General features: G+C 66.5%; 18 protein-coding genes. 13 read left to right on the plus strand and 5 right to left on the minus strand.

The window, feature by feature from the left end:
• Position 1 precedes the first annotated feature (1 nt).
• The 3 genes from mycP to AB0362_RS12380 form a co-directional block, all read right to left on the minus strand.
• Complete coding sequence (gene mycP / locus AB0362_RS12370; protein ID WP_317808810.1) at positions 2 to 1,339, minus strand: type VII secretion-associated serine protease mycosin; 1,338 nt, start codon at positions 1,337 to 1,339, stop codon at positions 2 to 4.
• 50 nt (positions 1,340 to 1,389) lie between these two features.
• Positions 1,390 to 2,952: a type VII secretion integral membrane protein EccD gene (gene eccD / locus AB0362_RS12375; RefSeq protein ID WP_317808715.1), complete on the minus strand. Its 1,563-nt coding sequence runs from the start codon at positions 2,950 to 2,952 to the stop codon at positions 1,390 to 1,392.
• 129 nt (positions 2,953 to 3,081) lie between these two features.
• On the minus strand, positions 3,082 to 4,071 hold the full coding sequence (locus AB0362_RS12380; RefSeq protein ID WP_068283870.1) for an LLM class flavin-dependent oxidoreductase: 990 nt from the start codon (positions 4,069 to 4,071) through the stop codon (positions 3,082 to 3,084).
• A 232-nt stretch (positions 4,072 to 4,303) separates the two neighbouring features.
• Here AB0362_RS12380 and eccCa point away from each other — a divergent pair, with 232 nt between their 5' ends.
• The 8 genes from eccCa to glmM all read left to right on the plus strand — a co-directional run bounded on the left by eccCa (position 4,304) and on the right by glmM (position 13,663).
• The gene (gene eccCa / locus AB0362_RS12385; RefSeq protein WP_317808717.1) at positions 4,304 to 8,302 is read left to right on the plus strand and encodes a type VII secretion protein EccCa; all 3,999 of its coding nucleotides are present in this window, start codon (positions 4,304 to 4,306) and stop codon (positions 8,300 to 8,302) included.
• Entirely contained in the window at positions 8,299 to 9,753 is a 1,455-nt protein-coding gene (locus AB0362_RS12390; RefSeq protein WP_317808718.1) for a type VII secretion-associated protein, read from the plus strand. The genes eccCa and AB0362_RS12390 overlap by 4 nt, the downstream gene beginning before the upstream one ends.
• 158 nt (positions 9,754 to 9,911) lie before the next feature.
• Positions 9,912 to 10,277, plus strand: coding sequence for a WXG100 family type VII secretion target (locus AB0362_RS12395; RefSeq protein ID WP_269594400.1), 366 nt, complete (start codon positions 9,912 to 9,914; stop codon positions 10,275 to 10,277).
• Between the two features lie 64 nt (positions 10,278 to 10,341).
• Positions 10,342 to 10,623 carry a WXG100 family type VII secretion target gene (locus AB0362_RS12400; RefSeq protein ID WP_068051312.1) on the plus strand — a complete coding sequence of 94 codons (282 nt, stop codon included), beginning with the start codon at positions 10,342 to 10,344 and terminating at the stop codon, positions 10,621 to 10,623.
• A 97-nt stretch (positions 10,624 to 10,720) separates the two neighbouring features.
• On the plus strand, positions 10,721 to 11,062 hold the full coding sequence (locus AB0362_RS12405) for a TraR/DksA C4-type zinc finger protein (protein ID WP_317532240.1): 342 nt from the start codon (positions 10,721 to 10,723) through the stop codon (positions 11,060 to 11,062).
• Positions 11,063 to 11,236: 174 nt separating this feature from the next.
• Entirely contained in the window at positions 11,237 to 11,680 is a 444-nt protein-coding gene (rplM, locus tag AB0362_RS12410) for a 50S ribosomal protein L13 (protein WP_037188282.1), read from the plus strand.
• A complete protein-coding gene (gene rpsI / locus AB0362_RS12415; protein WP_032397516.1) occupies positions 11,677 to 12,201 on the plus strand; it encodes a 30S ribosomal protein S9 in 525 nt (174 codons plus the stop codon). The genes rplM and rpsI overlap by 4 nt, the downstream gene beginning before the upstream one ends.
• A 106-nt stretch (positions 12,202 to 12,307) precedes the next feature.
• Entirely contained in the window at positions 12,308 to 13,663 is a 1,356-nt protein-coding gene (gene glmM, locus AB0362_RS12420; protein ID WP_317808720.1) for a phosphoglucosamine mutase, read from the plus strand.
• A gap of 6 nt (positions 13,664 to 13,669) precedes the next feature.
• On the opposite strand, the gene AB0362_RS12425 is transcribed toward glmM, so the two are convergent.
• Positions 13,670 to 14,710, minus strand: a complete 1,041-nt coding sequence (locus tag AB0362_RS12425; protein WP_037188278.1) for an LLM class F420-dependent oxidoreductase — start codon at positions 14,708 to 14,710, stop codon at positions 13,670 to 13,672.
• A 151-nt stretch (positions 14,711 to 14,861) separates the two neighbouring features.
• On the opposite strand from AB0362_RS12425, the gene AB0362_RS12430 reads away from it, so the two are divergent.
• The 3 genes from AB0362_RS12430 to AB0362_RS12440 are packed head-to-tail and all read left to right on the plus strand — an operon-like array spanning position 14,862 to position 17,208.
• On the plus strand, positions 14,862 to 15,167 hold the full coding sequence (locus AB0362_RS12430; RefSeq protein ID WP_094639145.1) for a type VII secretion target: 306 nt from the start codon (positions 14,862 to 14,864) through the stop codon (positions 15,165 to 15,167).
• Entirely contained in the window at positions 15,164 to 16,942 is a 1,779-nt protein-coding gene (locus AB0362_RS12435) for a hypothetical protein (RefSeq protein WP_317808721.1), read from the plus strand. The genes AB0362_RS12430 and AB0362_RS12435 overlap by 4 nt, the downstream gene beginning before the upstream one ends.
• Positions 16,939 to 17,208 (plus strand): hypothetical protein, encoded by a 270-nt coding sequence (locus AB0362_RS12440; protein WP_317547373.1) that lies wholly within the window; start codon positions 16,939 to 16,941, stop codon positions 17,206 to 17,208. Before AB0362_RS12435 ends, AB0362_RS12440 begins: the two co-directional genes overlap by 4 nt.
• Before the next feature lie 12 nt (positions 17,209 to 17,220).
• Here AB0362_RS12440 and AB0362_RS12445 read toward each other — a convergent pair whose 3' ends face one another.
• The gene (locus AB0362_RS12445; RefSeq protein WP_317808723.1) at positions 17,221 to 18,081 is read right to left on the minus strand and encodes a hypothetical protein; all 861 of its coding nucleotides are present in this window, start codon (positions 18,079 to 18,081) and stop codon (positions 17,221 to 17,223) included.
• Between the two features lie 100 nt (positions 18,082 to 18,181).
• Here AB0362_RS12445 and glmS point away from each other — a divergent pair, with 100 nt between their 5' ends.
• Both glmS and AB0362_RS12455 read left to right on the plus strand, forming a co-directional pair.
• Positions 18,182 to 20,044, plus strand: coding sequence for a glutamine--fructose-6-phosphate transaminase (isomerizing) (gene glmS, locus AB0362_RS12450; RefSeq protein ID WP_068051303.1), 1,863 nt, complete (start codon positions 18,182 to 18,184; stop codon positions 20,042 to 20,044).
• Positions 20,045 to 20,052: 8 nt separating this feature from the next.
• Complete coding sequence (locus tag AB0362_RS12455) at positions 20,053 to 21,486, plus strand: NAD(P)H-hydrate dehydratase (protein WP_317808725.1); 1,434 nt, start codon at positions 20,053 to 20,055, stop codon at positions 21,484 to 21,486.
• Positions 21,487 to 21,567 lie beyond the last annotated feature (81 nt).

Genomic DNA, 21,567 nt, shown 5'->3' on the forward strand with positions numbered 1-21,567 from the left:
CTCAGTCGGTTCTGCCGCGTCGGCGCAGCGGTACCGACAGTGCGAGTCCGAGTGCCAGGATCACTGCCACCAGCACCGAACCGGTGACGGCTGCGGTCCGCGGTCGATGATCCGAAGTGGGCGGCGGCAACGGCGCACTCATCGCAATGCTGTCCGCGGGAACCGACCGGGGGATGGGCGTCACCGAATCGGTGACCGCTGCAAGCGGATCGACGACGCCTTGGCCGACGAAGGGATTCCACCCTTCGGCCGGCTCGTGCGCCGTTCGTTCGATCCGGTCCACCACCTCCAGCGCCGACAGTTCGGGCCGGTGGGAGCGCACCAGCGCCGCAACCCCGGCAACCAGCGGTGCCGCAAAACTCGTTCCGGTCATGGGAATCACGCCATCGGTGCCCCGGGTGCCGTTCGCCAGTCCGTTGCCCGTCGGCGACAGCGACGTCATATTCGAGCCCGGAGCGGCGACGTCGACCCACGGACCGGCCAGGCTGAACGGAGACGGTGTGCCGTCCGACTCGACCGAACCGACAGTCAACACGTCTTCGAACCACGCCGGAGTCGCGATGGTCACGATGGACGCCCACGGGTCGGCACCAGGCCGGAGCGGATCGGTCATCGGGTTCTGTGCCTGGCAGGCAGCGCTGCCGAGATTTCCAGCTGCTGCGACGACGACGACATTTCTTTCTCGGACGGCATACTGCACGGCCGCGCCGAGCGGACCGTCGGCCACACCGCCTCCGGCGGGCACGCAGGCGACCTCGGAGATGTTGATGACCGAGGCACCCGAGTCCACCGCAGTTCGGATGGCCATGGCCATGGTGCGCACGTTGCCGTAGCCCGCGGCATTCTCCGGCTCTGCTGTCTTCTCCTCCTCGGGCCGGTTGTCGACGATCTGAAAGACACTGCTGGACTGACGAATCGACAGTATGCGGGCGTCGGGTGCGCCTCCAGCGAATCCGCTGCCCGGTGCGGTCTGTGCGGCGATCAGGCCGGCGACCATCGTTCCGTGTGCATCGCAGTCGAACAGCCCGTCGCCTGCGCTGACATAGTCGCCGCCGGCGATCAGACCCGGCAGGCGCGGATGTGCGGTGACGCCGGTGTCGATGACGGCAACCACTTGACCTGCCCCACGGGTGATGGGCCAGACCGATGCGAAGTCGAGCGCCTTCAGTGCGGTCGGCACGTCCTGGGCGTCGGCAGTCGCGGACGGCAGCGCGCAGGCGTTCTTCTGTTCCGTGGGTTCGAGCGGGCCGGGAGCGCTCGGCGCAGGCAGCTGGAAGGGGTCGATCACCGGACGTTCGGCGCGTGCGGGATACCCGCCGAAGGCTGCGTCGAACGACAGCGACAGAGCAGTGAACGCCGCGATGACGACCGTTCGCCGTCGGTGCGGCGTCACAGCCCGCGGACGACGCTGTACAGACCGCACACCCACACTGCGATCGGAATGACCAGGGCGATGGCGGCGTATTCGAGTAGTTCGGCCGCTCTCCGCATCACCGGCGAGTACGTCCGTGTGGGCACGAATGCCCCGAAGATCGACGAGGCCACCGCGCCGGCCAGTGCCACCCCGAACAGAGCGAGGACGAGATCCGGCAGTGCGACGACCGCACCGACGAGGAGCGCCAGCAGAATCGTCGCTCCGCCTGCGACCAGCGGAACGGCATGCGTCACAACGGCATAGGTGCGTCCACGCAGCAGCAGGACGAGCGCACACAGCGCCGCCAGCGCGACCGCAGGCCAACGGACGCCATCTCCCGAATCGGCTCCCGCCGCGACAAGCACGCCCGCCACCACGGCGACGCTGAACGCCGACAGCAGACCGGTCAGGTAACTACGCGCTTCGGCCGCGGCGACCTGCAGATCGTCGAACGAGATCGCGTCGAGTTCTGCTTCCTCGACGGTGTCCAGCGGTGCTCCCGCGGTGGGGACCGGTGGAAGCGGCAATTTGGCCTGCATCATCGACACGCGGGCAGAGAGCGCGATTCCAGCCAGGCCGGTGAGGGCCGCGGCAGTACCGATCGCCGGTGGTGCCATCGTGGTGAACAGTGCGCACACCGCGGCAGCGAACGTCAGAAGCGCCACCGATATCGCAGCGGTGAACAGTGCGAACCCGGTCCCGCCGATACGAAGGGACAGCAGAGCCGTCGCACCGGCCATGGCCGAACCCAGCATCAGCTGAGCCGCGCCGAACTGCCCGGGTACCAGCACAGTTCCGCCGGTGAACATCAGCGCGACGGCGCATCCACCGAAGAGGACGGCGACGGAGTGCTGGTGATACATCCGCCCCAGAATCACCCCCGCTATCGCGAAGAGAATCGACGCAGTGACGGCAGCCAGCCCCTCGACGAGACTGCCGACGTGCTCGGCTCCGGCCCGGATCGGCCCAGGTAACAGGACCGCGCACGCCAGCAACACCAGCGCACCGGTGACAACCGAACCCACCGTGCGCGCGGTACGCGCAGTCCAGTGCGGAACATCGTCGGTACCCGATCGCGCAACGGAATACATGAGGTCGTCGAACAGTGGAACCGGCGCAGGCCGCTCGGCCACACCCAACACGAGCAACTCACCGTCACGCACCGACAGCTCCGCCAACGTCGTAGTCGGTGACAACGGTGGGAACCCGATCCGCGCGAGCGTCCACGCCACGGGCAACCCTTCAGACGCGGGATCCCCGTCGCGGGGTTCTCCTCGTCCCGCAGGCTCCACTCCCGCCGCAATCAGGTCGACGATTCCCGGTACGAGAAGCGAGACCGGAACGTCCACCGGCAGCGCCATGTCCACCTGCGTGGACCTGGCCAACACCGTCACCCGACAGACTTCCTGCGCGAAGACGGACTGCGCGCCCGCTGCCCGCCGACCCACGTCCGACGCGGCGGGTGACTGTGTCGGATCGGCAGGTGCCGTGCGTGACGGCGCAATGCCGGCCGATGGACGGCTGTCGGCGCGTGTCATGGATATCCCCCCGGATACGTTCGATTCACGTTCCGATGCCCGCCCCAGTGGGCATCGGTGTCCAAACCTTACGACATCGCGGCGACAAGCAATCGCCCGTCGGGATCTGCCGGTGACGCAGCGCCGCCGTCAGGCAGGAACCAGGTCACTCACCTGTGCGAGCAACTCGAACGAGCGAAGCCACGATGCGCGGTCGGACACACCGGACGCGACGATCAGCTCGTCCGCTCCCGTGCGTTCGGCGAAACGGTCGAGGTAGTCCTTCACCATGTCCGGAGTGCCGACGGCCGAGTACTTGGTCATCTTCGTGATCTGTTGGCCCGCAGGCGCTTCGAGGACCATGTCGGCTTCCTCGTCGGTGAAGGTCCGGCCGCGGCCGAGCAGGAGGCTGACGCGGCTGCGCTTGGTGCGGAGGAACTGGGCCTGTGCGTCGGCCAGAGAATCGGCCGCGATCACGTTGACGCCCACGATCAGGTGTGGCTCGGACAATTGAGCGGAGGGCCGGAAGTCACGTCGGTAGATCTCGACGGCCTGCTCGAGGGCGTCGGGTGCGAAGTGCGAGGCAAAGGCATAGGGCAGGCCGAGTGCAGCGGCGAGCTGTGCGCCGAAAAGCGACGACCCCAGGATGTACAGCGGTACCTCGGTACCTGCGCCGGGAGTCGCGCTCACTCCGGGGATCAGAGACTCTTCCGACAGGTAGCCCTGCAGTTCCTGGACATCCTGCGGGAAGCGATCGGCCGACGCGGGATCGCGTCGCATCGCCCGCATCGTCACCTGGTCACTGCCGGGTGCGCGGCCCAGCCCCAGATCGATCCGTCCCGGGTACAGCGTCGCCAAGGTACCGAACTGCTCGGCGATGGTCAGCGGCGCGTGATTGGGAAGCATGATCCCGCCGGATCCGAGCCGGATGCGCTCGGTGTGGGCAGCGACGTGCCCGATGAGAACCGACGTGGCCGACGACGCGATCGTCTTCATGTTGTGGTGCTCGGCGTACCAGATGCGTCGGTATCCCCAGTTCTCGGCATGCTGAGCGAGAGTGACGCTTGCATCGAAGCTGTCGCGGACTGTTTCGCCCTCGCCCACATGAGCGAGATCGAGGATGGACAGAGGTACGGACACGGTTGGGGCCAGCCTTTCGTTCGTCGAGCACGCGGCCGAAGAGCCGCATTCAATTGCAACGGTGTCGGGCAGCGTTCTATTTCTCGTCGGACGTACCGGTGGTCATGTCCGTCCGGGGTGGCGACGCCGACTGTGGACCGCCCGGTCTTCGATGCGCTAGCCTGTCGTCCTGCAGCCTCGGGGGGAGGCTGCCGCGATGCAGTTCTGGGGGCGTGGCCGTGGGGGCGGATCTATGAGTACCGTGCGCTTCGTTCGCGGTGCCCGACGGGAAGTGCCTCGATCTCCTGGCGGAGAAGTGACCCTGCAGCCGCCGCCCGAGATCCCACGCGCGGTGCCGGGCAATCTGCTGATGAAGCTGATGCCGCTGGTGATGGTTGCCGCGATGGTCGGGATGGTCGCGCTGATGTTCACCTCCGGGGCAGCGGCGAACCCGATGATGTTGATGTTCCCGGCCATGATGCTGATGTCCATGGTGGGGATGTTGGCCGGCGGGGGGAAGTCCGGCGGGGCGCGCACCGCCGAGGCGAACGAGGACCGCAAGGATTACCTCCGCTATCTCGATCAGCTCCGCCGCGACGTCGCAGAAACCGAACGCGCGCAGCGTCGAGCCCTCGAATGGAGCCACCCGGGCCCCGATACGTTGTGGTCGGTCGCCGGAACCGAGCGCATGTGGGAACGGCGACTGTCGGATCCGGATTTCGCTCATGTCCGAGTCGGCCTGGGGGATCAGCGGCTTGCCACTCGACTGGTTCCGCCCGAGACCGGGCCCGTGGAGGAACTCGAACCGGTTTCGGCGGTGTCCCTGCGTCGATTCGTGCGGGCGCATTCGGTGGTGGCCGCACTGCCGACCGCGGTGTCACTGAGGGGGTTCGCGGCGCTGTCCGTAGCGGGCGACCGGGACGGTGCCCGCGCGATGGTGCGCGCGATGTTGGCCTCGCTGTGCACCTTTCACGGTCCCGACCACGTCGCGGTCGCGATCGTCTGTGGTCCGGACACCGTGCAGCAGTGGGAGTGGGCCAAGTGGCTTCCGCACACACAGCACGACGTTCTGCGCGACGGGGCCGGGTCCGCTCGGATGATCTTCGGTAGTTTCCTCGAACTCGAGGGTGCGCTGGGCGACGTGCTGAGTGTGCGGAATCGATTTGCGCGTGGAGCTGTGCCGGTTGCCGGCGTCGTGCAGTTGGTGATCGTGGTGGACGGCGGGCTTCTCGACAACCGTTCGACCGATCTCACCGACACGGGCCTCGATTCCGTCACGATCATCGATCTGTCCGGCCTGTGCCCACGACTGGCTGCATCGCGTGGAATCCAGCTGTTCGCCGAGAACGGGTCGATCGGAGCGGTCAGCGGAACCACGGTCGAGGTGTTTGCCGTCGCGGATTCGATGAGCACCACGCAAGCACACGCCGTTGCGAGACGCCTGTCGCCGTACCGCGCGCCGTCGTCCTCGTCGGTCGTCGATGTGGTCGACGACGGCGGAGTTCGGATTTCGGGGTGGAACAGCCTGGTCGGTATCGCCGATGTGGGCGCACTCGACACGGACCGAGCGTGGACGATGCGCCGGGGACGCGAGAGGCTGCGGGTACCGATAGGTGTCGCCCCCGACGGCAGTGCTGTCGAGATCGACCTGAAGGAATCTGCCGAGAACGGTATGGGGCCGCACGGATTGTGCATCGGGGCAACGGGTTCCGGTAAATCCGAGTTTCTCCGTACGCTGGTGCTCGGCTTGGTGTCGACTCACTCGCCGGAACAGCTGAACCTGGTGCTCGTCGACTTCAAGGGCGGCGCGACGTTCGCGGGTCTCGAATCGGCACCGCACGTGGCCGCGGTCATCACCAACCTGTCCGAGGACTTGGCGTTGGTGGATCGAATGCGCGACGCGTTGGCCGGCGAAATGAACCGGCGCCAGGAGTCGCTGCGCTCGGCAGGCAACTTCGCGAACGTCTCCGACTACGAGAGGGCGCGCGCCGGGGGAGCGGATCTGGCACCGATGCCCGCCCTGTTCGTGGTGGTCGACGAGTTCTCGGAATTGCTCAGTCAGCAACCCGAATTCGCCGAGTTGTTCGTCGCGATCGGTCGGCTCGGACGTTCGCTGCACATGCACCTGCTGCTGGCCAGTCAGCGTCTCGAAGAAGGAAAACTACGCGGTCTCGACAGTCACCTGTCGTACCGAATCGGTTTGAAGACGTTCTCCGCGAACGAATCTCGCTCGGTGCTCGGGGTTCCGGACGCGTATCACCTTCCCGCTCAGCCGGGTGCGGGCTATCTCAAGTGCGATTCGGCCGAGATCGTCAGGTTCGCTGCGGCGTACGTCTCCGGTCCTTACTCGCCTCCGCGTTCCGGTGCTGGCGCGCGGCCCTCGCTCGGCAGTGACATCAGGCCGAAGCCGTTCACCGCCTACTCGGTACCACTCGATTCCATCGATGTCGGCCGGATCGAGGCTGCCACTGCGCCGGCGGCCGAACCGGATCCGGTCGACTCCGAGAGCACCGGTGCGACGGTGCTCGACGTTGTCGTCGGACGAATTCGGGGTCGGGGAGTGCCGGCCCACGAGGTGTGGTTGCCGCCGTTGGACACCGCACCGACATTGAACCGGTTGCTGCCCGCATCGGTTCTGACCGAGCGGATCGGTCCGCTCAGCACCCTCCGCGCCCCGATCGGGATCATCGACCGGCCTTTCGATCAGCGCCGCGATCTACTGACCGTCGATCTGTCCGGTGCTGCGGGCCACGTCGCCATCGTCGGTGCCCCGCAATCGGGTAAGTCGACGGCGCTTCGGTCGTTGATCCTGGCGCTCGCGATGACGCACTCGCCCGCGCAGGTCCAGTTCTACTGCTTGGATTTCGGCGGCGGAACGCTGGCCGGGTTGGCCGATCTGCCGCATGTCGGATCGGTGGCCAACCGGCTCGACGTCGATCGGGTTCGGCGGACCGTGGCCGAAGTCGCCGGCGTCGTGCGGCAGCGAGAGAGGACGTTCCGGGATCGCGGGATCGACTCGATGGCCGAGTTCCGTCGGCGACGTGCAACGCAACCCGTCGACCCGGAGGATCGTTTCGGCGACGTCTTTCTCGTCATCGACGGTTGGCCGTCGATCAGGTCCGATTTCGAGAGTCTCGAACAGCAGATCGCCACTTTGACGACGCAGGGCCTCGCCTTCGGTCTGCATCTGATCCTCACCGCCTCGCGGTGGGCCGAAGTTCGGCCCGCGACCAAGGACCTGATCGGCACCCGATTGGAACTGCGACTCGGTGACCCGTCGGATTCGGACATGGGTCGCGCCAAGGCGGCGAGCGTTCCCGAGGGGCGGCCGGGCCGGGGCATGACCAGGGACGGACTGCATCTGCTGATCGCACTTCCGCGAGTGGACGACGTCTGTTCCGTCGACGACCTGTCCCGCGCAGTCGGTGAGTCGGTCGCCGCGATCGCGGCTGCATCTGCGGGAACTCCAGCGCCGCCGGTGCGGATGCTGCCGGAGCTGCTCGAACGATCAGCGGTGCTCGATCAGCTCGGTGATGCGTGGCCACGAACCCGTGGCGGCATCCCGGAGCTCGCAGTTCCCATCGGCATCGACGAGGCCGAATTGTCACCGGTGGTGGTCGATTTCGCGGAGAATCCACATTTCGTAGTGTTCGGTGACAGTGAGTGCGGCAAGACTTCCTTGTTGCGTGGAATCTGTCGATCGCTCGTCGAGGCGAACTCGCCCGACAGCGTCAAACTCATCGTCGCCGACTACCGCCGAACTCTGCTCGGCACCGTCGATTCCGAGCATCTGGCCGGGTACGCGGCCTCGCAGGCGACGCTGACGGCCATGCTCGTCGACCTCGCCGGCCGCATGGCCGATCGCATGCCAGGAGCAGACGTGACCCAGCAACAGCTTCGCGAGCGGTCGTGGTGGAACGGCCCCGAGGTGTTCGTCGTCGTCGACGATTACGACCTGGTTGCCACGTCGTCGGGAAATCCGTTGGCCCCGTTGGTGGAACACCTTCCTCATGCGCGGGACATCGGGCTGCACGTCGTCGTGGCGCGTCGTTCGGGCGGGGCAGGCCGGGCGCTGTTCGACCCGGTGATCGGACGGTTGCGCGATCTGGTGACTCCGGGACTGGTCATGAGCGGAAGCCGCGACGAGGGGAACCTGCTCGGGACGGTCCGTCCCAGTGCCATGCCACCCGGACGCGGGGTCTTCGTCGACCGCTCCGGCCAGTCGCTCGTCCAGCTCGGACATTCGAGTTGACGGGCCACTCGTGGCGGTATGCCGCAGTGCATCTGGGCTACACGGAAATTTCCGTCGTCGCCACGGGCGCAGCCTTCGAGGGGCCGAGAGAGAGCGTCGGATCGGCGTTCGCCATCGAGGAGGGTGGCCGACTGGTGTTCGGCCGGGGCGCAGCCGGAGACGAGATACCGCCGCTGCTCTGCATCGACGATGCGTCGATCCCGGTCGGGACCACGGTGTGGGATCGAGAGGTGGTGTTCCACGGAATCGTGTGGGCGGCCCTGCACGGTGCCGGCGTACACGACCGACTCGACGTGCTCGAGATCGCGTATCCGTCGACCTGGGGCGAGCAACGTATGGGCATCGTGCGCGCAATGTTCGCGACCTCGGCAAACGAGGTGGTGCTCGTGGAGACGGCCGAGGCCGCCGTTGCGTCGTCGGGTGAACGGGCACCGTCGGCCGCGGTGGTCGTCGAAGTCGGAGCTCTCGATACGTCCGTCGTCGTGCTCGACGAGTCGGGGGCGCACGGCGGAGACACCGGCGCGATCCTTCCGTTCGGCATCGGTGACGACGATGCGTGGCGACGAGCGGTCGGGGAATGCGTTCGGTCGTCGATCACGCGCTGCCCCGATGAGGTGTACGTGGTGGGGGCGCCCATCGGAGCGGATCCCGTCGTCGATCACCCCACGCAATGGCTGACCGGTCTCGATGTCGCCGGATCGCTGTATCGGCGAGCCGGGGCGGATCTCGTCCCGGCACCGTCGGTACGTGCCGCGACGACGCGATCGGCGGCATGGCTCGACGACGTCGCCGCGCCGCCGCGGTCCCGGGAGAAAAGACGTCGCCCTTTGTTCGCAGCCGTGGGTGCCGTGGCGGCGATCCTCGTATTCGTCTGCGCAGCTGTGTATTTCGCCGGACAGTCTCCAATAGAGCCGGATGGGACTGCAGCGCAACCGTTTTCGCCGGTCGTGGTCCCGAGTGCTACATCCTCGTCCGTAGCCGCACCGCTACCGACCACGACAGCGGATGCGCCACCGCCGGTCGAGACGGTCACCTTCGTGTCCGGGCGGGTGTCGATGCAGTTGCCGAGCACCTGGACGAAGTTGGACGACCCCGACCGCATGGTGCTGATTCCACCGACCCCGCCCGAGCGTCGGATCGTCGTCACCGTGGCGGACCTGTTGCCGGGCTCGACGCAGGAGCAGGTCGCTGCCGAGCTCCGGTCGGCCATCGATGCCCGTGGGCCGGATTCGACCATCGGATCTCTCGAATCCACACGAGATTTCGGCGGCCGCGTCGGAATCGCCTACACCGAGAGGCCGATCGACGATTCGACGGTGCTGTGGCGGGTGTTCGTCGAATCCGACCTGCAGGTCAGCATCGGTTGTCAGTTCGAGGGAGACGACGCGGCGGTGATCGACGTCGAATGCGGGCAGGCGACGCAGACGTTGGACATCGTTCCGGCCTCGTGAGAGCGGCCCACATTCTTCGCGCACGGCCGGAACCGAATCGAGGGGTCGTTGCGTCCAAGGAGATGTAGGGGAGTGAGCGGGCCGACAGTGGCCTCTCGGTCGAGCAGCACGTGCGCCGCGGGTGCAGGTGAATCGAGTATCGAAGACAAGGAGTCGAAGTGGGATATCCAGGGGGACCGGAATCTACGGGTTCGTCGAACGGCGTCACGGTCACGCCGCAGGAGCTCATGGCTGCCGGAGCCACGATCGAAGGCCTGAGCGTGTCGATCAACGCGTCCAATTCGGCCGTTCGCTCGATCGTCGAGCAGACCGCCGAGGCGTGGGTCGGCAAGGCGGGCAAATCGTTTCAGGACGTGATGGCCCAGTGGGACACCAGTGCGCAGAAGATGCGCAGTGCGCTCGAACAGATCTCCGCGGACATCAAGACCAACGGCCACGGCTACTCGGACGCCGACGACGACAACGTGTCGGCCGTGAACCAGGTGGCCGGATCCCTGAACTCGGGACTGTCCTCGTTCAAGTGACGCCGCATCCGGTGACCACACGACAACTCACACGACCACGCTCGACCAAGGAGACCGATCCGATATGAAATACGACTTCGCGCAGATCGCGGCGCTGACAGAGGCGATGAACAAGCAGGCGAACGTGACCAAGGACCTCCTCGGGGACGTGGACAGCACCGCGAAGCGGCTCTACCAGTCGTGGGAGGGCGACGCGATGACGTCATACTACGAGCTGCAGCGTCAGTGGAATTCTGCATCCGACGAGCTCAACCTCATTCTGTCGAGCCTCGTCGCAGCCGCCCGTACCGGTGGCGAGACGATGCACGGAGTCGAGATGGCCAACAAGGCGCGGATGGCTCGCTGACCGGTCTCGACACCACGCATCTGCCCCGACCGAGAACATCGGTCGGGGCAGACGTCGTTTCGTCGCACGCCGGTCCATCGCGGTGTCTACTGGAGTGGTGACGGACTTCGCAGCAGCACTCGGGACGGAGCGGTCGCGCTCCCTGCATCGTCTCGAGTCGCTTCGTGGCGAACTCGCGTCGGTGATCGAGGGATCGCGGCTCACCACCGACGACGACGAGCACGATCCCGAGGGATCGACGATCGCGTTCGAGCGGGCGAAGATTGCGGCGCTGATCACCGACACCGAATCCGAGATACGCGAGATCGACGCGGCGGTTTCACGGCTCTCGGCCGGCACGTACGGCTTCTGCGAGCGGTGCGGTGGTGAGATTCCGGCGATCCGGCTCGAGGCGCTACCCGCTGCCCGTCGGTGCGTGCAGTGTGTGCGCCTGCGCTGACGAGCGGAGGCGTTTTGACCTGGGCGTCCGCTCCCGGTATTGTTTCCCGTTGGCGTGTATGGGCTCGCCGCGTATTCACGTGCGTATCGAGCTCTTGTCCTCGGGTCTCAACTGGCCGCCGAGGGCATCCACACGTCTTGGCCAGCAGCGACATCATGAAGACAGGAATTTTCTGTGTCTACTTACGCCCCGAAGGCCGGGGACACCACCCGGACGTGGCATGTGATCGACGCCACGGACGTCGTGCTCGGACGCCTCGCCGTCCAGGCCGCGACACTGCTCCGCGGTAAGCACAAGCCCACCTACGCACCCAACGTCGATGGCGGCGACTTCGTCGTCATCATCAACGCCGAGAAGGTTGCCATCAGCGGCAACAAGCTCGACGGCAAGTTCCACCACCACCACTCCGGCCATCCGGGCGGTCTGAAGTCGCGCTCGACCCGTCAGGTCCTCGAGAGCAACCCCGATCGTCTCGTGGAGAAGGCCGTCGTCGGCATGATCCCCAAGAACAAGCTCGGTAGTGCCATCGCGAGCAAGCTGAAGGTCTACGCGGGACCGAACCACCCGCACGCCGCTCAGCAGCCCGTTCCGTTCGAGATCAAGCAGGTGTCCCAGTGACGGCGCCGGAGGGAAATGACGTGACGTCGCAGGAGAACATCGAAGAGATCGCCGCCGACGAGTTCGTGGCAGTCGAAGATCCCGAGGTCGTTTCGGACATCGAAGCCGCAGCCGCTCCGGCCCCGATCGTGTTCGATCGCCCGATCCAGACCGTCGGTCGCCGTAAGGAAGCCGTCGCTCGTGTTCGGTTGTCCTCGGGCACCGGCGGATTCAAGCTCAACGGCCGCACCCTCGAGGATTACTTCCCGAACAAGGTGCACCAGCAGCTGATCAAGGCTCCTCTCGTTCTGGTGGACCGCGCGGAGTCCTTCGACATCGTTGCACTGCTGCACGGTGGCGGACCGTCGGGACAGGCAGGCGCACTGCGTCTGGCCATCTCGCGCGCACTGATCGAACTCGCACCCGACGATCGCCCGCCGCTCAAGGCCGCGGGCTACCTCACGCGTGACGCGCGTGCAGTCGAGCGCAAGAAGTACGGCCTGAAGAAGGCCCGTAAGGCGTCGCAGTACTCCAAGCGCTGACGCGTCTTACCCGTTTCATCCTCGAGGGCAGGCATCCAGCAGTATCGGACGCCTGCCCTCGAGGCGTTTCCCACCACATTCTCTCCGCTCGAAGGGTTCTTGGTTCATGGCGCGATTGTTCGGCACCGACGGAGTTCGCGGACTGGCAGGCGGGGTTCTGACCGCAGAACTGGCGTTGAGAATCGCGCGAGCCGCAGCCGCCGTGTTGGCACCGAACGTCGACGGGGTCAGACGTGTGGCAGTGGTCGGTCGTGATCCGCGTATCAGTGGGGCGATGCTGAGCGCAGCCGTGTCCGCGGGACTGACCGCATCGGGGGTCGATGTGATCGACGTCGGAGTTCTCCCCACGCCTGCGGTTGCCTACCTCACCGCCGAATACGACGCGGCGCTCGGCGTGATGATCTCGGCGTCGCACAATGCGATGCCCGACAACGGAATCAAGATCTTCGCCGCGGGTGGGCACAAGCTCGACGACGACGTCGAAGACCGGATAGAAGCTGCCCTCGATCCCGAGGGGCGCTCCCGGAACGACGCACAGCCCTACGACGCCACCGGTGCCGCGATCGGCCGCATCGACGTCGCGCACGACGCGGCAGCCCGCTACACCGAGCATCTCGCTTCGTCGGTGTCGCATCGACTCGACGGCGTGACCGTCGTGGTGGATTGCTCGCACGGTGCCGCCTCTGTCGTCGGGCCCGAGATCTACCGACGGGCCGGTGCGACGGTCGTGGCGATCAACGCAGAACCCGACGGCATCAACATCAACGACGGGTGCGGGTCGACGCACCTGGAGGGATTGCAGAAGGCCGTCGTGGAGCACGGTGCCGACCTCGGTATCGCGCACGACGGAGACGCAGACCGTTGTCTCGCCGTCGATGCGTCGGGTTCCGTGGTGGACGGCGACGCGATCATGACGGTGTTGGCGATCGCGATGCACGACGCCGGCCACCTGACCGACGACACGTTGGTCGCAACGGTGATGAGCAACCTCGGTCTGCACATTGCGATGCGTGAGGCCGGAATCACGTTGCGTACCACCGCGGTCGGAGATCGATACGTGCTCGAGGAGCTACGCCGCGGCGGGTTCGCGCTCGGGGGTGAGCAGAGTGGACACGTCGTGCTGCCCGCAGTCGGAACAACCGGAGACGGAATTGCCACTGCCCTGCGACTGATGGAGCGGATGGCGCAGACCGGGCGGTCCCTCGCGGACCTGGCGTCGGCGATGCGGACACTGCCGCAGGTGCTGATCAACGTCCGCGTGTCGGACAAAGCAGCGGTGGCGTCGGCACCGTCGGTATCGGACGCCGTCGCGTCGGCCGAGCGCGAACTCGGGGAATCGGGTCGAGTTCTATTGCGCCCCAGCGGTACCGAACAGTTGGTGCGCGTGATGGTGGAAGCGTCCGAACTCGACGTCGCGACCCGGCTCGCCGAAGAGCTGGCGGGCCGGGTCGCGTCTGTCTGACGTTTCTCAGGCGGTCAGTTCGCGCAGTGCGGTCAGCTGCGCGACGCGGCCTGCGGTGTTCTCGGCGAGCGGCGCGACATTGAGAGTGGTGACACCCGCTTCGGCGAAGGCTGCGACCCGCTCCTTGACGAAGCTTTCCGGGCCGATGAGGTTGACCGCGCGCGCGAGCTCGTCGGGAACTGCCGCGGCGGCCTCCTCCTTCTTGCCGGCCAGGTAGAGGTCTTGGATCTTCTCGGCCTCGGCCTCGTATCCGTATCGCTGGGCCAGGGAGTTGTAGAAGTTCTTGCCCTTGGCTCCCATACCGCCGATGTACAGCGCCAGATGTGGCTTGACCCAGGGGAGGTACTTCTCCGCGTCCTCGCCGATGGCCAGCGTCGGACTTGCGAAGACCTGGAGTTCGCCGAGTGACGGGTCACGCTTGGCCTTGCCTGCTGCGAGGGAATCGCCCCACACGTCGGCGGCCTTCTCCGGGAAGTAGAAGATGGGCTGCCAGCCTTCGGCGATCTCGGCGGTGAGTTCGACGTTCTTGGGGCCCAGTGCGGCAATGACGACCGGAATGCGATCGCGCACAGGGTGATTGATCAGCTTGAGCGGCTTGCCCAGACCGGTTCCCTGGTCGGCCGGCAGCGGGATCTGATAGTGCTTGCCCTGATACTGCACCTTCTCGCGACGCCAGACCTGGCGGCAGATCTCGATGACCTCGCGGGTTCTGGCGATCGGTGCGTCGTACTTGACGCCGTGGAAGCCCTCGACGACCTGCGGTCCCGATGCGCCGAGCCCGAGCACGAATCGGCCCTCGGAGACGTAGTCGAGACCGGCGGCGGTCATGGCGGTCAGTGATGGTGTCCTGGTGTAGATCTGGAAGATGCCGGACGCGATCTTGATCGTGCTCGTCTTGGCCGCGAGGAATCCGAGTTGGCTGACGGCGTCGAACGAGTAGGCCTCGGGCACGAAAATGATGTCGAGACCTGCCTTCTCGAGCTCGGCGACCTCGGCAACGGTCTCGTTGAAACCACCGCTGTAGTTCAGCATCGTTCCGATGTGCATGGGACTCCTCGTTCGGTGAGTAGCTGGTGCAGCCACTTCAGGTACCTGTTACGGACATTTCACATCGGGACGTTACCGCTCCCTGGGGAACCGATGTGAGTCGGCGCACGTCATAGTGAGAAAGGGGTACTCGGAGGGGGAACGGGAACGTATGAGCGACGGAGTTCGGGTGGACGCGGACCGGGTTCGCGGGGTGGCAGATGCATTGGTGTCGTCGGCGGAAGTGCTCGGTGACGCCGCCGATTCCGTCGCCGACGCAGGCTTCGGCGCAGCCGGGGCCGGACGGAACTACGGTGACCTGGGCGCTGCGTACTCCCAGGCGTACCTCGGGCTCGGGCGTGCTGTCGGGGCATGGCGGTCCGCGGTCGACGACATTGCCGATGCCCTCACCACCGCGATGAACGAGTACGAGCAACAGGACGACGCCACCGCGTACGCGATCGAGTCACCCCGGTGACACCTCCTTCGGCCTCGTCCGGTGACAGGGCGTCGATCGACGAGATTCTCGATGCGAACGCAGAAGGATTGCTGTTCTTCGAGCGCTTTCTGCCACTGGTCGGCCGTGTGCCGGGCGTCGAGGTTCCGCAGTACCAGGACCTGTGCGCCAGGTACGACGAGCAGCGTGGGCTGAACCTCGGTGCGCTCGGACACGATGCAGACGCCGTGGGGACGGTGTCCGCAGTACTCGCGGATCAGCTCGAGGAGCAGATTCAGCTTCGCCGGGTCCTGCAGTTGCGTTGGCACGGTGAGGCGGGGGATGCCGTGCAGACCTACCTTTCGGCCGAACAGGAAAAGGCTTCCCAGTTCCTCGCGTCGATCGAGGATTCTCACCAGACGATGTGTGCGGCCGTCGACGTTCTCCGTGACGCAGTGACCGACAAGGCCGAACTCGTCGGCGGCCTCGACATCGACCTGGTGGACGGCAAAGACGTCGACCAGATCGATGCGATTCTGCTTGCGTCGGGAATCGAGTGCCTGCCGGTCGATCGAGAGTCGGTGTTCCCACGATTGGCGTCTGCGTTCGAGGATCTGAACCACGGTGTGCGCAGCGGCGATCTCTCCGACGAGTTCGCTGCCGAGGTGACCGAACGCTGCGGGCGCTGGATCGACACCGAGTTCGTTCCGCGCGTGCAGGGCACGTGCGAGGCCGTCCTCGCAGCATGTACCGCCACGGACACCGCCGTCAGAGACTGTCTGAAGTTGGTGGTGGACATTCTGGGCAGTGTCCACGAGCCTTCGTTCGGCGGACTCGACGAGCGCAGTTGGGCACTCGAGCCCGGTACAGCAGTGCCGTGGACGGGGCCCGACAGCTCTTCGGTAGACCCGACTCCTGCCGGGATCGGTTCCACGCCTGCCGGTTCCGGACCCGGACCAGCTGTCGGACCCGCCGCTGTCGGCCCGGCCGTCTCGCCACCCGGCGGCAACGCACTCGCCGGATCGGACAGCGTGGATCCGGCCGAATCCCTGATCGCCGACGGTCGTGTCGTCGATCAATTGGGGGATTCTCTGGACGGACTCGTGGATCGAGTCGTCGCCGAGATCGCCGACCGTGTCGACGACGCGCTGACCGAGACGATCGACAGTGGAGATCTCCAGGGCTCAGGCGATACCGCAGTCGACAGCCGGACAGGTGACGAGAACACCGAGGAGACTTCTCCGGACGTGAGCGGCGATCGGCCACCCGAGTCGGTTCCGTTGCCGCAGCCCGGGCAGTCGTGGTCCGAGGCCGGCGACGAACGCGGCCATCTCGAGGCCGAACTCGACGGGCATCGCGCCCGCATCGCACTCGAACACGACGGCACGGTGTCTCTCGAACTCGAGACTCCCGGACTCGGAACTCGCTCGTTCGAGCTCGGAATCGGACCGCTCGGCCTACCCCAGATCGTCGAGGTCCCCGGTGTCGTCGACGCGGTGGACGCGCCGGCCCCGGCTGCAGCGGTGCCGTCCGAACCGGAACCCCCGTCCGAACCGGAACCCCCGTCCGAACCGGAACCCACGGCAGAATCCGTCGCGGCGGCGGAACCGGTGCCGTCTGCGGAACCGGTGCCGGCTGCCGAACCGGCACCCACGTCCGAATTCGACTCGGATGCATCGGTGCAGTGCACGCCGGAGTCACCCGACATCGAGCAGCCTGCTGTGCAGCATCCGGTGGTTGCGGATCGACCGGTCACCGATCCGCAACCCGCAGACACCGGTAGCGGCGCGGGCCTCAGTGAAGCAGGGGAGCTGTGAGCACCGACAGTGGGTGGCGTCGGGAGTTGCATCGAATACGCGATGAGCACCGCATCGCGATGGGGCGGGCGGCGGAGACGTTGAGTCGGGCACAGGCTCCGGCAGTCGACCGAGGCGGACGGATTTCAGCAGAGGTGAGCGGAGCGGACTCCGACGTCGAGCCAGGGTCGGGCTCGGTGCTGCAACCGGCTCATCTCGACCAGCGAGAGCCCCCACCGCACGTCGAGACCGAACCCGACGAACGGCCGAGGTCCTGGCTGGTCTGACAACAGCCGGGACTAGCCCCGTCCGAGCAGCGCCTTGATCGACGCAGACGCCTTGGGCTTGGGCTGCGCGTCGAGAGGCGCGTGTGGATCGACAGCTCTGGTGCCGTCGATCTCGCCGGTCGATCCGGCCAGTTCCTCGTAGTCGGAGTCACCGGTCAGATGGAACAGCAGGAAGGCCGTCAGGACGGCGCGGGTGCGCTGCTGAGTCTTGCGGTCGGGCTTGTTGATACCGAGTGCGCCGAGAATCCGGCGACCCTCGACGAAACCGTCCGCGGTCGAGCCGTCGACTCGTCGCAGGATGGACGGCCCGTTCCAGGCCTGGGCGAGCGCGAGCGAGTTGTCGGTGAGCGAATCGGCGTTCGAGTTGTCTCCGACGACGAGTCCCGGCACGGAAAGGCCGGCTGCGGCGTCCTCGGACGAGGGCGCAGTCGGTGCGGGGAACAGCGCGGCGACGGCCTTGATGTCCGATCGTCGGGAAGCGGCGAGCACTGCGGTGCCTGCACCCATCGCGTGGCCCGCCGTGGCGAGTTTGTCCGGATGCACGCTGATGTTGCCTGGGCCCAGTCGAACGCCCGTCATGATGTCGAGCACAGTGCCCAGATCGGTGGCGAGGCCGCGATGAGACGGTACGAGACCGTGCGCGGTGTCCGGTGCCGCAACCACGATGCCCCAGGACGCGAGATGCTTCAGGGTGTCGGTGTAATGACTGGGACGCAGCATCCAGCCGTGTGCGAAGGCGACGCCGGGCAGGCCGTAACCCTCGGCTGGGGTGTAGACGACACCGGGTTGCCCGGCGAGGGCCAGGTCGCCTCGCAGCACCTTGTGCGGGCCGCGCTTGGAGAGAGCAGATGCCAGCTTCTTCGGTTTCGCCACGAGAGATGACGCTACCGAACCGCGGCGCGTCAGGGGGACACCGGACACGTCAACCTGAGCGAATGGGTCGTGCGCGCCCCGCCGAGTACCCTGATTGTCCATGTGCGGAATCGTGGGTTACGTCGGCCACCGCCCAGCTCTGGGTGTGGTGGTCGAGGCGCTTCGGCGTATGGAATATCGGGGTTACGACTCCGCGGGCATCGCCATTCTCGACGGTGCGGGAGCGACAGCCGTCGAGCGCAAGGCGGGTCGACTGGCGAATCTCGAAGCCGAACTGGACGACATCGGTACCGATACGTTCGTCGGCACCACCGGAATGGGTCATACCCGGTGGGCGACACACGGCCGTCCCACCGACCGCAACGCCCATCCGCATCGGGACGCGTCCGGAACGGTCGCGGTGGTGCACAACGGCATCATCGAGAACTTCGGACCGCTGCGTGCCGAACTGGAAGCGGTCGGGATCGAGTTCCTCTCCGATACCGACACCGAGGTCGCGGTGCACCTGGTCTCGCGTGCTTACGCCGATGGCCCGACCGCGGGCGATTTCGTGGCCAGCGCGAAAGCAGTTCTGCGTCGTCTCGAAGGTGCGTTCACCCTGGTGTTCACCCATTCCGATCATGCGGACACGATCGTCGCGGCGCGCCGCTCCACGCCATTGGTTCTCGGCGTCGGCGAGGGCGAGATGTTCCTCGGGTCCGACGTCGCTGCCTTCATCGAGCACACTCGCAACGCTGTCGAACTCGGCCAGGACCAGGTTGTCGTCATCACCGCCGACGGCTACGACATCAGCGATTTCGAGGGCAACGAGGCGCAGGGGCGTCCGTTCCGAATCGATTGGGATCTGGCAGCCGCCGAGAAGGGCGGCCACGACTACTTCATGCTCAAGGAGATCCAGGAGCAGCCCGCCGCAGTGGCGGACACGTTGCTCGGCCACTTCGACAACGGTCGAATCGTGCTCGACGAGCAGCGACTGTCCGATCAGGAACTGCGCGACGTCGACAAGGTGTTCGTCGTTGCCTGCGGTAGCGCGTACCACTCGGGCCTGCTCGCCAAGTACGCGATCGAGCACTGGACCCGGCTTCCGGTCGAGGTGGAACTGGCCAGCGAATTCCGCTATCGCGACCCGGTACTCGATCGATCGACCCTGGTCGTCGCCATCTCGCAGTCCGGCGAGACTGCGGACACTCTCGAAGCGGTTCGGCACGCCAAGGATCAGAAGGCCCGGGTTCTCGCGGTGTGCAACACCAACGGCTCGCAGATTCCGCGTGAGGCCGACGCCGTCCTCTACACGCGTGCCGGTCCGGAGATCGGCGTCGCGTCGACCAAGGCCTTTCTCGCGCAGGTGACCGCGAACTATCTGGTCGGGTTGGCGTTGGCGCAGGCTCGCGGCACCAAGTATCCCGACGAGGTCGCGCGTGAATTCGCCGAACTCGAAGCGATGCCCGAGTTGGTGCAGCGGGTGCTCGAGACTGTCGAACCTGTTCGGGCGCTCGCACGAGAGCTCTCGACGGCCACGACCATTCTGTTCCTCGGCCGACACGTCGGGTACCCGGTTGCGCTCGAAGGCGCGCTCAAGCTCAAGGAACTCGCGTACATGCACGCGGAGGGATTCGCAGCGGGCGAGCTCAAGCACGGTCCGATCGCGCTGATCGAGGACGGCGTGCCGGTGATCATCGTGATGCCGTCGCCGAAGGGTCGTGCGGTGTTGCACTCGAAGATGCTGAGCAACATTCGCGAGATTCAGGCTCGTGGTGCGCGAACGGTCGTCATCGCCGAAGAAGGCGACGAGGCCGTACGGCCTTTCGCCGACGATCTCATCGAGATCCCGGCAGCCTCGACGCTGTTGCAGCCCCTTCTGTCGACGATTCCGCTGCAGGTGTTCGCCGCCGAGGTCGCGCAGGCGCGCGGCTACGACGTGGACAAGCCGCGCAACCTGGCCAAGTCCGTCACCGTCGAGTAGCGCTCGGCATGCGCGGTTACTACACACCCGAACAGATTCGGAATGCGGAAGCGCCGCTGCTGAACTCGTTGCCCAACGGTGTTCTCATGCGGCGCGCCGCGTACGGCTTGGCGACCGTCGTGGCGGGCGAACTGGCCGCGCGCACGGGCGGCGTCGCCGGGCGGCGCGTGACGATTCTGGTGGGCACGGGCGACAACGGCGGCGACGGTCTGTGGGCGGGGACATATCTGCGTCGCCGCGGTGTCTCGGTGTCGGCTCTTCTGCTCGACCCGACGCGGGTGCACGCCGAAGGTCTTGCAGCCCTGCGAGCGTCGGGCGGACGAGTGGTGACTCGGCGCGGACCTGCCGACATCGTGGTCGACGCCATTGTGGGAATTTCCGGCAAGGGTCCGTTGCGGCCCGATGCGGCTGCGGTGGTCGAGCAGATCACCTCACCGATCGTGGCCGTGGACATTCCCAGCGGAGTGGACGCGGAGACCGGTGCCGCACTGGGGCCGGCCGTGACCGCCGACGTGACGGTGACGTTCGGAGCCCGCAAGCCTGTGCATGTACTGGCCGTACCTCGTTGTGGCCGAATCGAACTCGTGGACATCGGCCTCGAGCTGCCCGCGCCGGCGATGGCGTCGCTCGAGCCGGCCGACGTAGGACGGGTGTGGCCGATTCCCACGGCCGCGGACGACAAGTATTCGCAGGGCGTGGTGGGTGTCCTGGCCGGCAGCGCCACGTTCCCCGGTGCCGCACTGCTCTGCGTGGGCGCGGCTGTCGCGGCCACCTCCGGGATGGTCCGCTACGTGGGAAGCGCAGGCGCAGAGGTCGTGTCGCACTATCCGGAGGTCGTTGCCGCCCCGGATCTCGACACGGCTGGGAGGGTGCAGGCGTGGGTGGTCGGTCCCGGTTTCGGCACCGACGAGGAATCCGCGGAGATCGTGCGTCGAGTTCTGGACACGGACCTGCCGGTGGTCGTCGACGCGGATGCGCTCACTGTCCTCGCACAGAACGAACGCTGGGTTGCCGGACGCGCCGCACCGACTCTGCTGACCCCGCATGCCGGAGAATTCGCCCGCCTGACCGGATCCGACCCCGCACCCGACCGAGTGGGATCGGTTCGAGATCTCGCCGCGCGTTGGGGCGTCACCGTTCTGCTCAAGGGACGGGCGACGATCATCGCCGATGCGGACGGCACCACGTTCGTCAGCGATGCCGGAGGATCGGCCGCGTCGACGGCCGGCTCGGGCGACGTACTGTCGGGCATTCTCGGGGCCCTGCTCGCGTCGGGAATGGCACCGTCCACCGCGGCTGCCTGCGGAGCGAAGGTCCACGCCCTGGCCGCGGCACGTGCGGCTCACGGTTCGGGCGGAGAGTTCGCAGCACCCATTTCTGCGAGCCCCCTGTGTGAGGCCATTCCCGACGCGATCCGAACAATGCGCTCACTCACTCTGTGACCGTGGTCGTGCGTGGCCCACGTCCGACACCAGGTGTGTCACGAGTTGTGGCACCCTGATCCGTCGTATCGGCGGCCCGGA

It is taken from the genome of Rhodococcus sp. NPDC079359 (assembly GCF_040702585.1).
In the GTDB taxonomy this organism is placed as follows: domain Bacteria; phylum Actinomycetota; class Actinomycetes; order Mycobacteriales; family Mycobacteriaceae; genus Rhodococcoides.

Coding starts and splice junctions, on each gene's coding strand:
- eccD (WP_317808715.1), bottom strand. CDS start 2,952: ATGACACGCGCCGACAGCCGTCCATCGGCCGGCATTGCGCCGTCACGC.
- eccCa (WP_317808717.1), top strand. CDS start 4,304: ATGAGTACCGTGCGCTTCGTTCGCGGTGCCCGACGGGAAGTGCCTCGA.
- AB0362_RS12400 (WP_068051312.1), top strand. CDS start 10,342: ATGAAATACGACTTCGCGCAGATCGCGGCGCTGACAGAGGCGATGAAC.
- glmM (WP_317808720.1), top strand. CDS start 12,308: ATGGCGCGATTGTTCGGCACCGACGGAGTTCGCGGACTGGCAGGCGGG.
- AB0362_RS12425 (WP_037188278.1), bottom strand. CDS start 14,710: ATGCACATCGGAACGATGCTGAACTACAGCGGTGGTTTCAACGAGACC.
- AB0362_RS12430 (WP_094639145.1), top strand. CDS start 14,862: ATGAGCGACGGAGTTCGGGTGGACGCGGACCGGGTTCGCGGGGTGGCA.
- glmS (WP_068051303.1), top strand. CDS start 18,182: ATGTGCGGAATCGTGGGTTACGTCGGCCACCGCCCAGCTCTGGGTGTG.
- AB0362_RS12455 (WP_317808725.1), top strand. CDS start 20,053: ATGCGCGGTTACTACACACCCGAACAGATTCGGAATGCGGAAGCGCCG.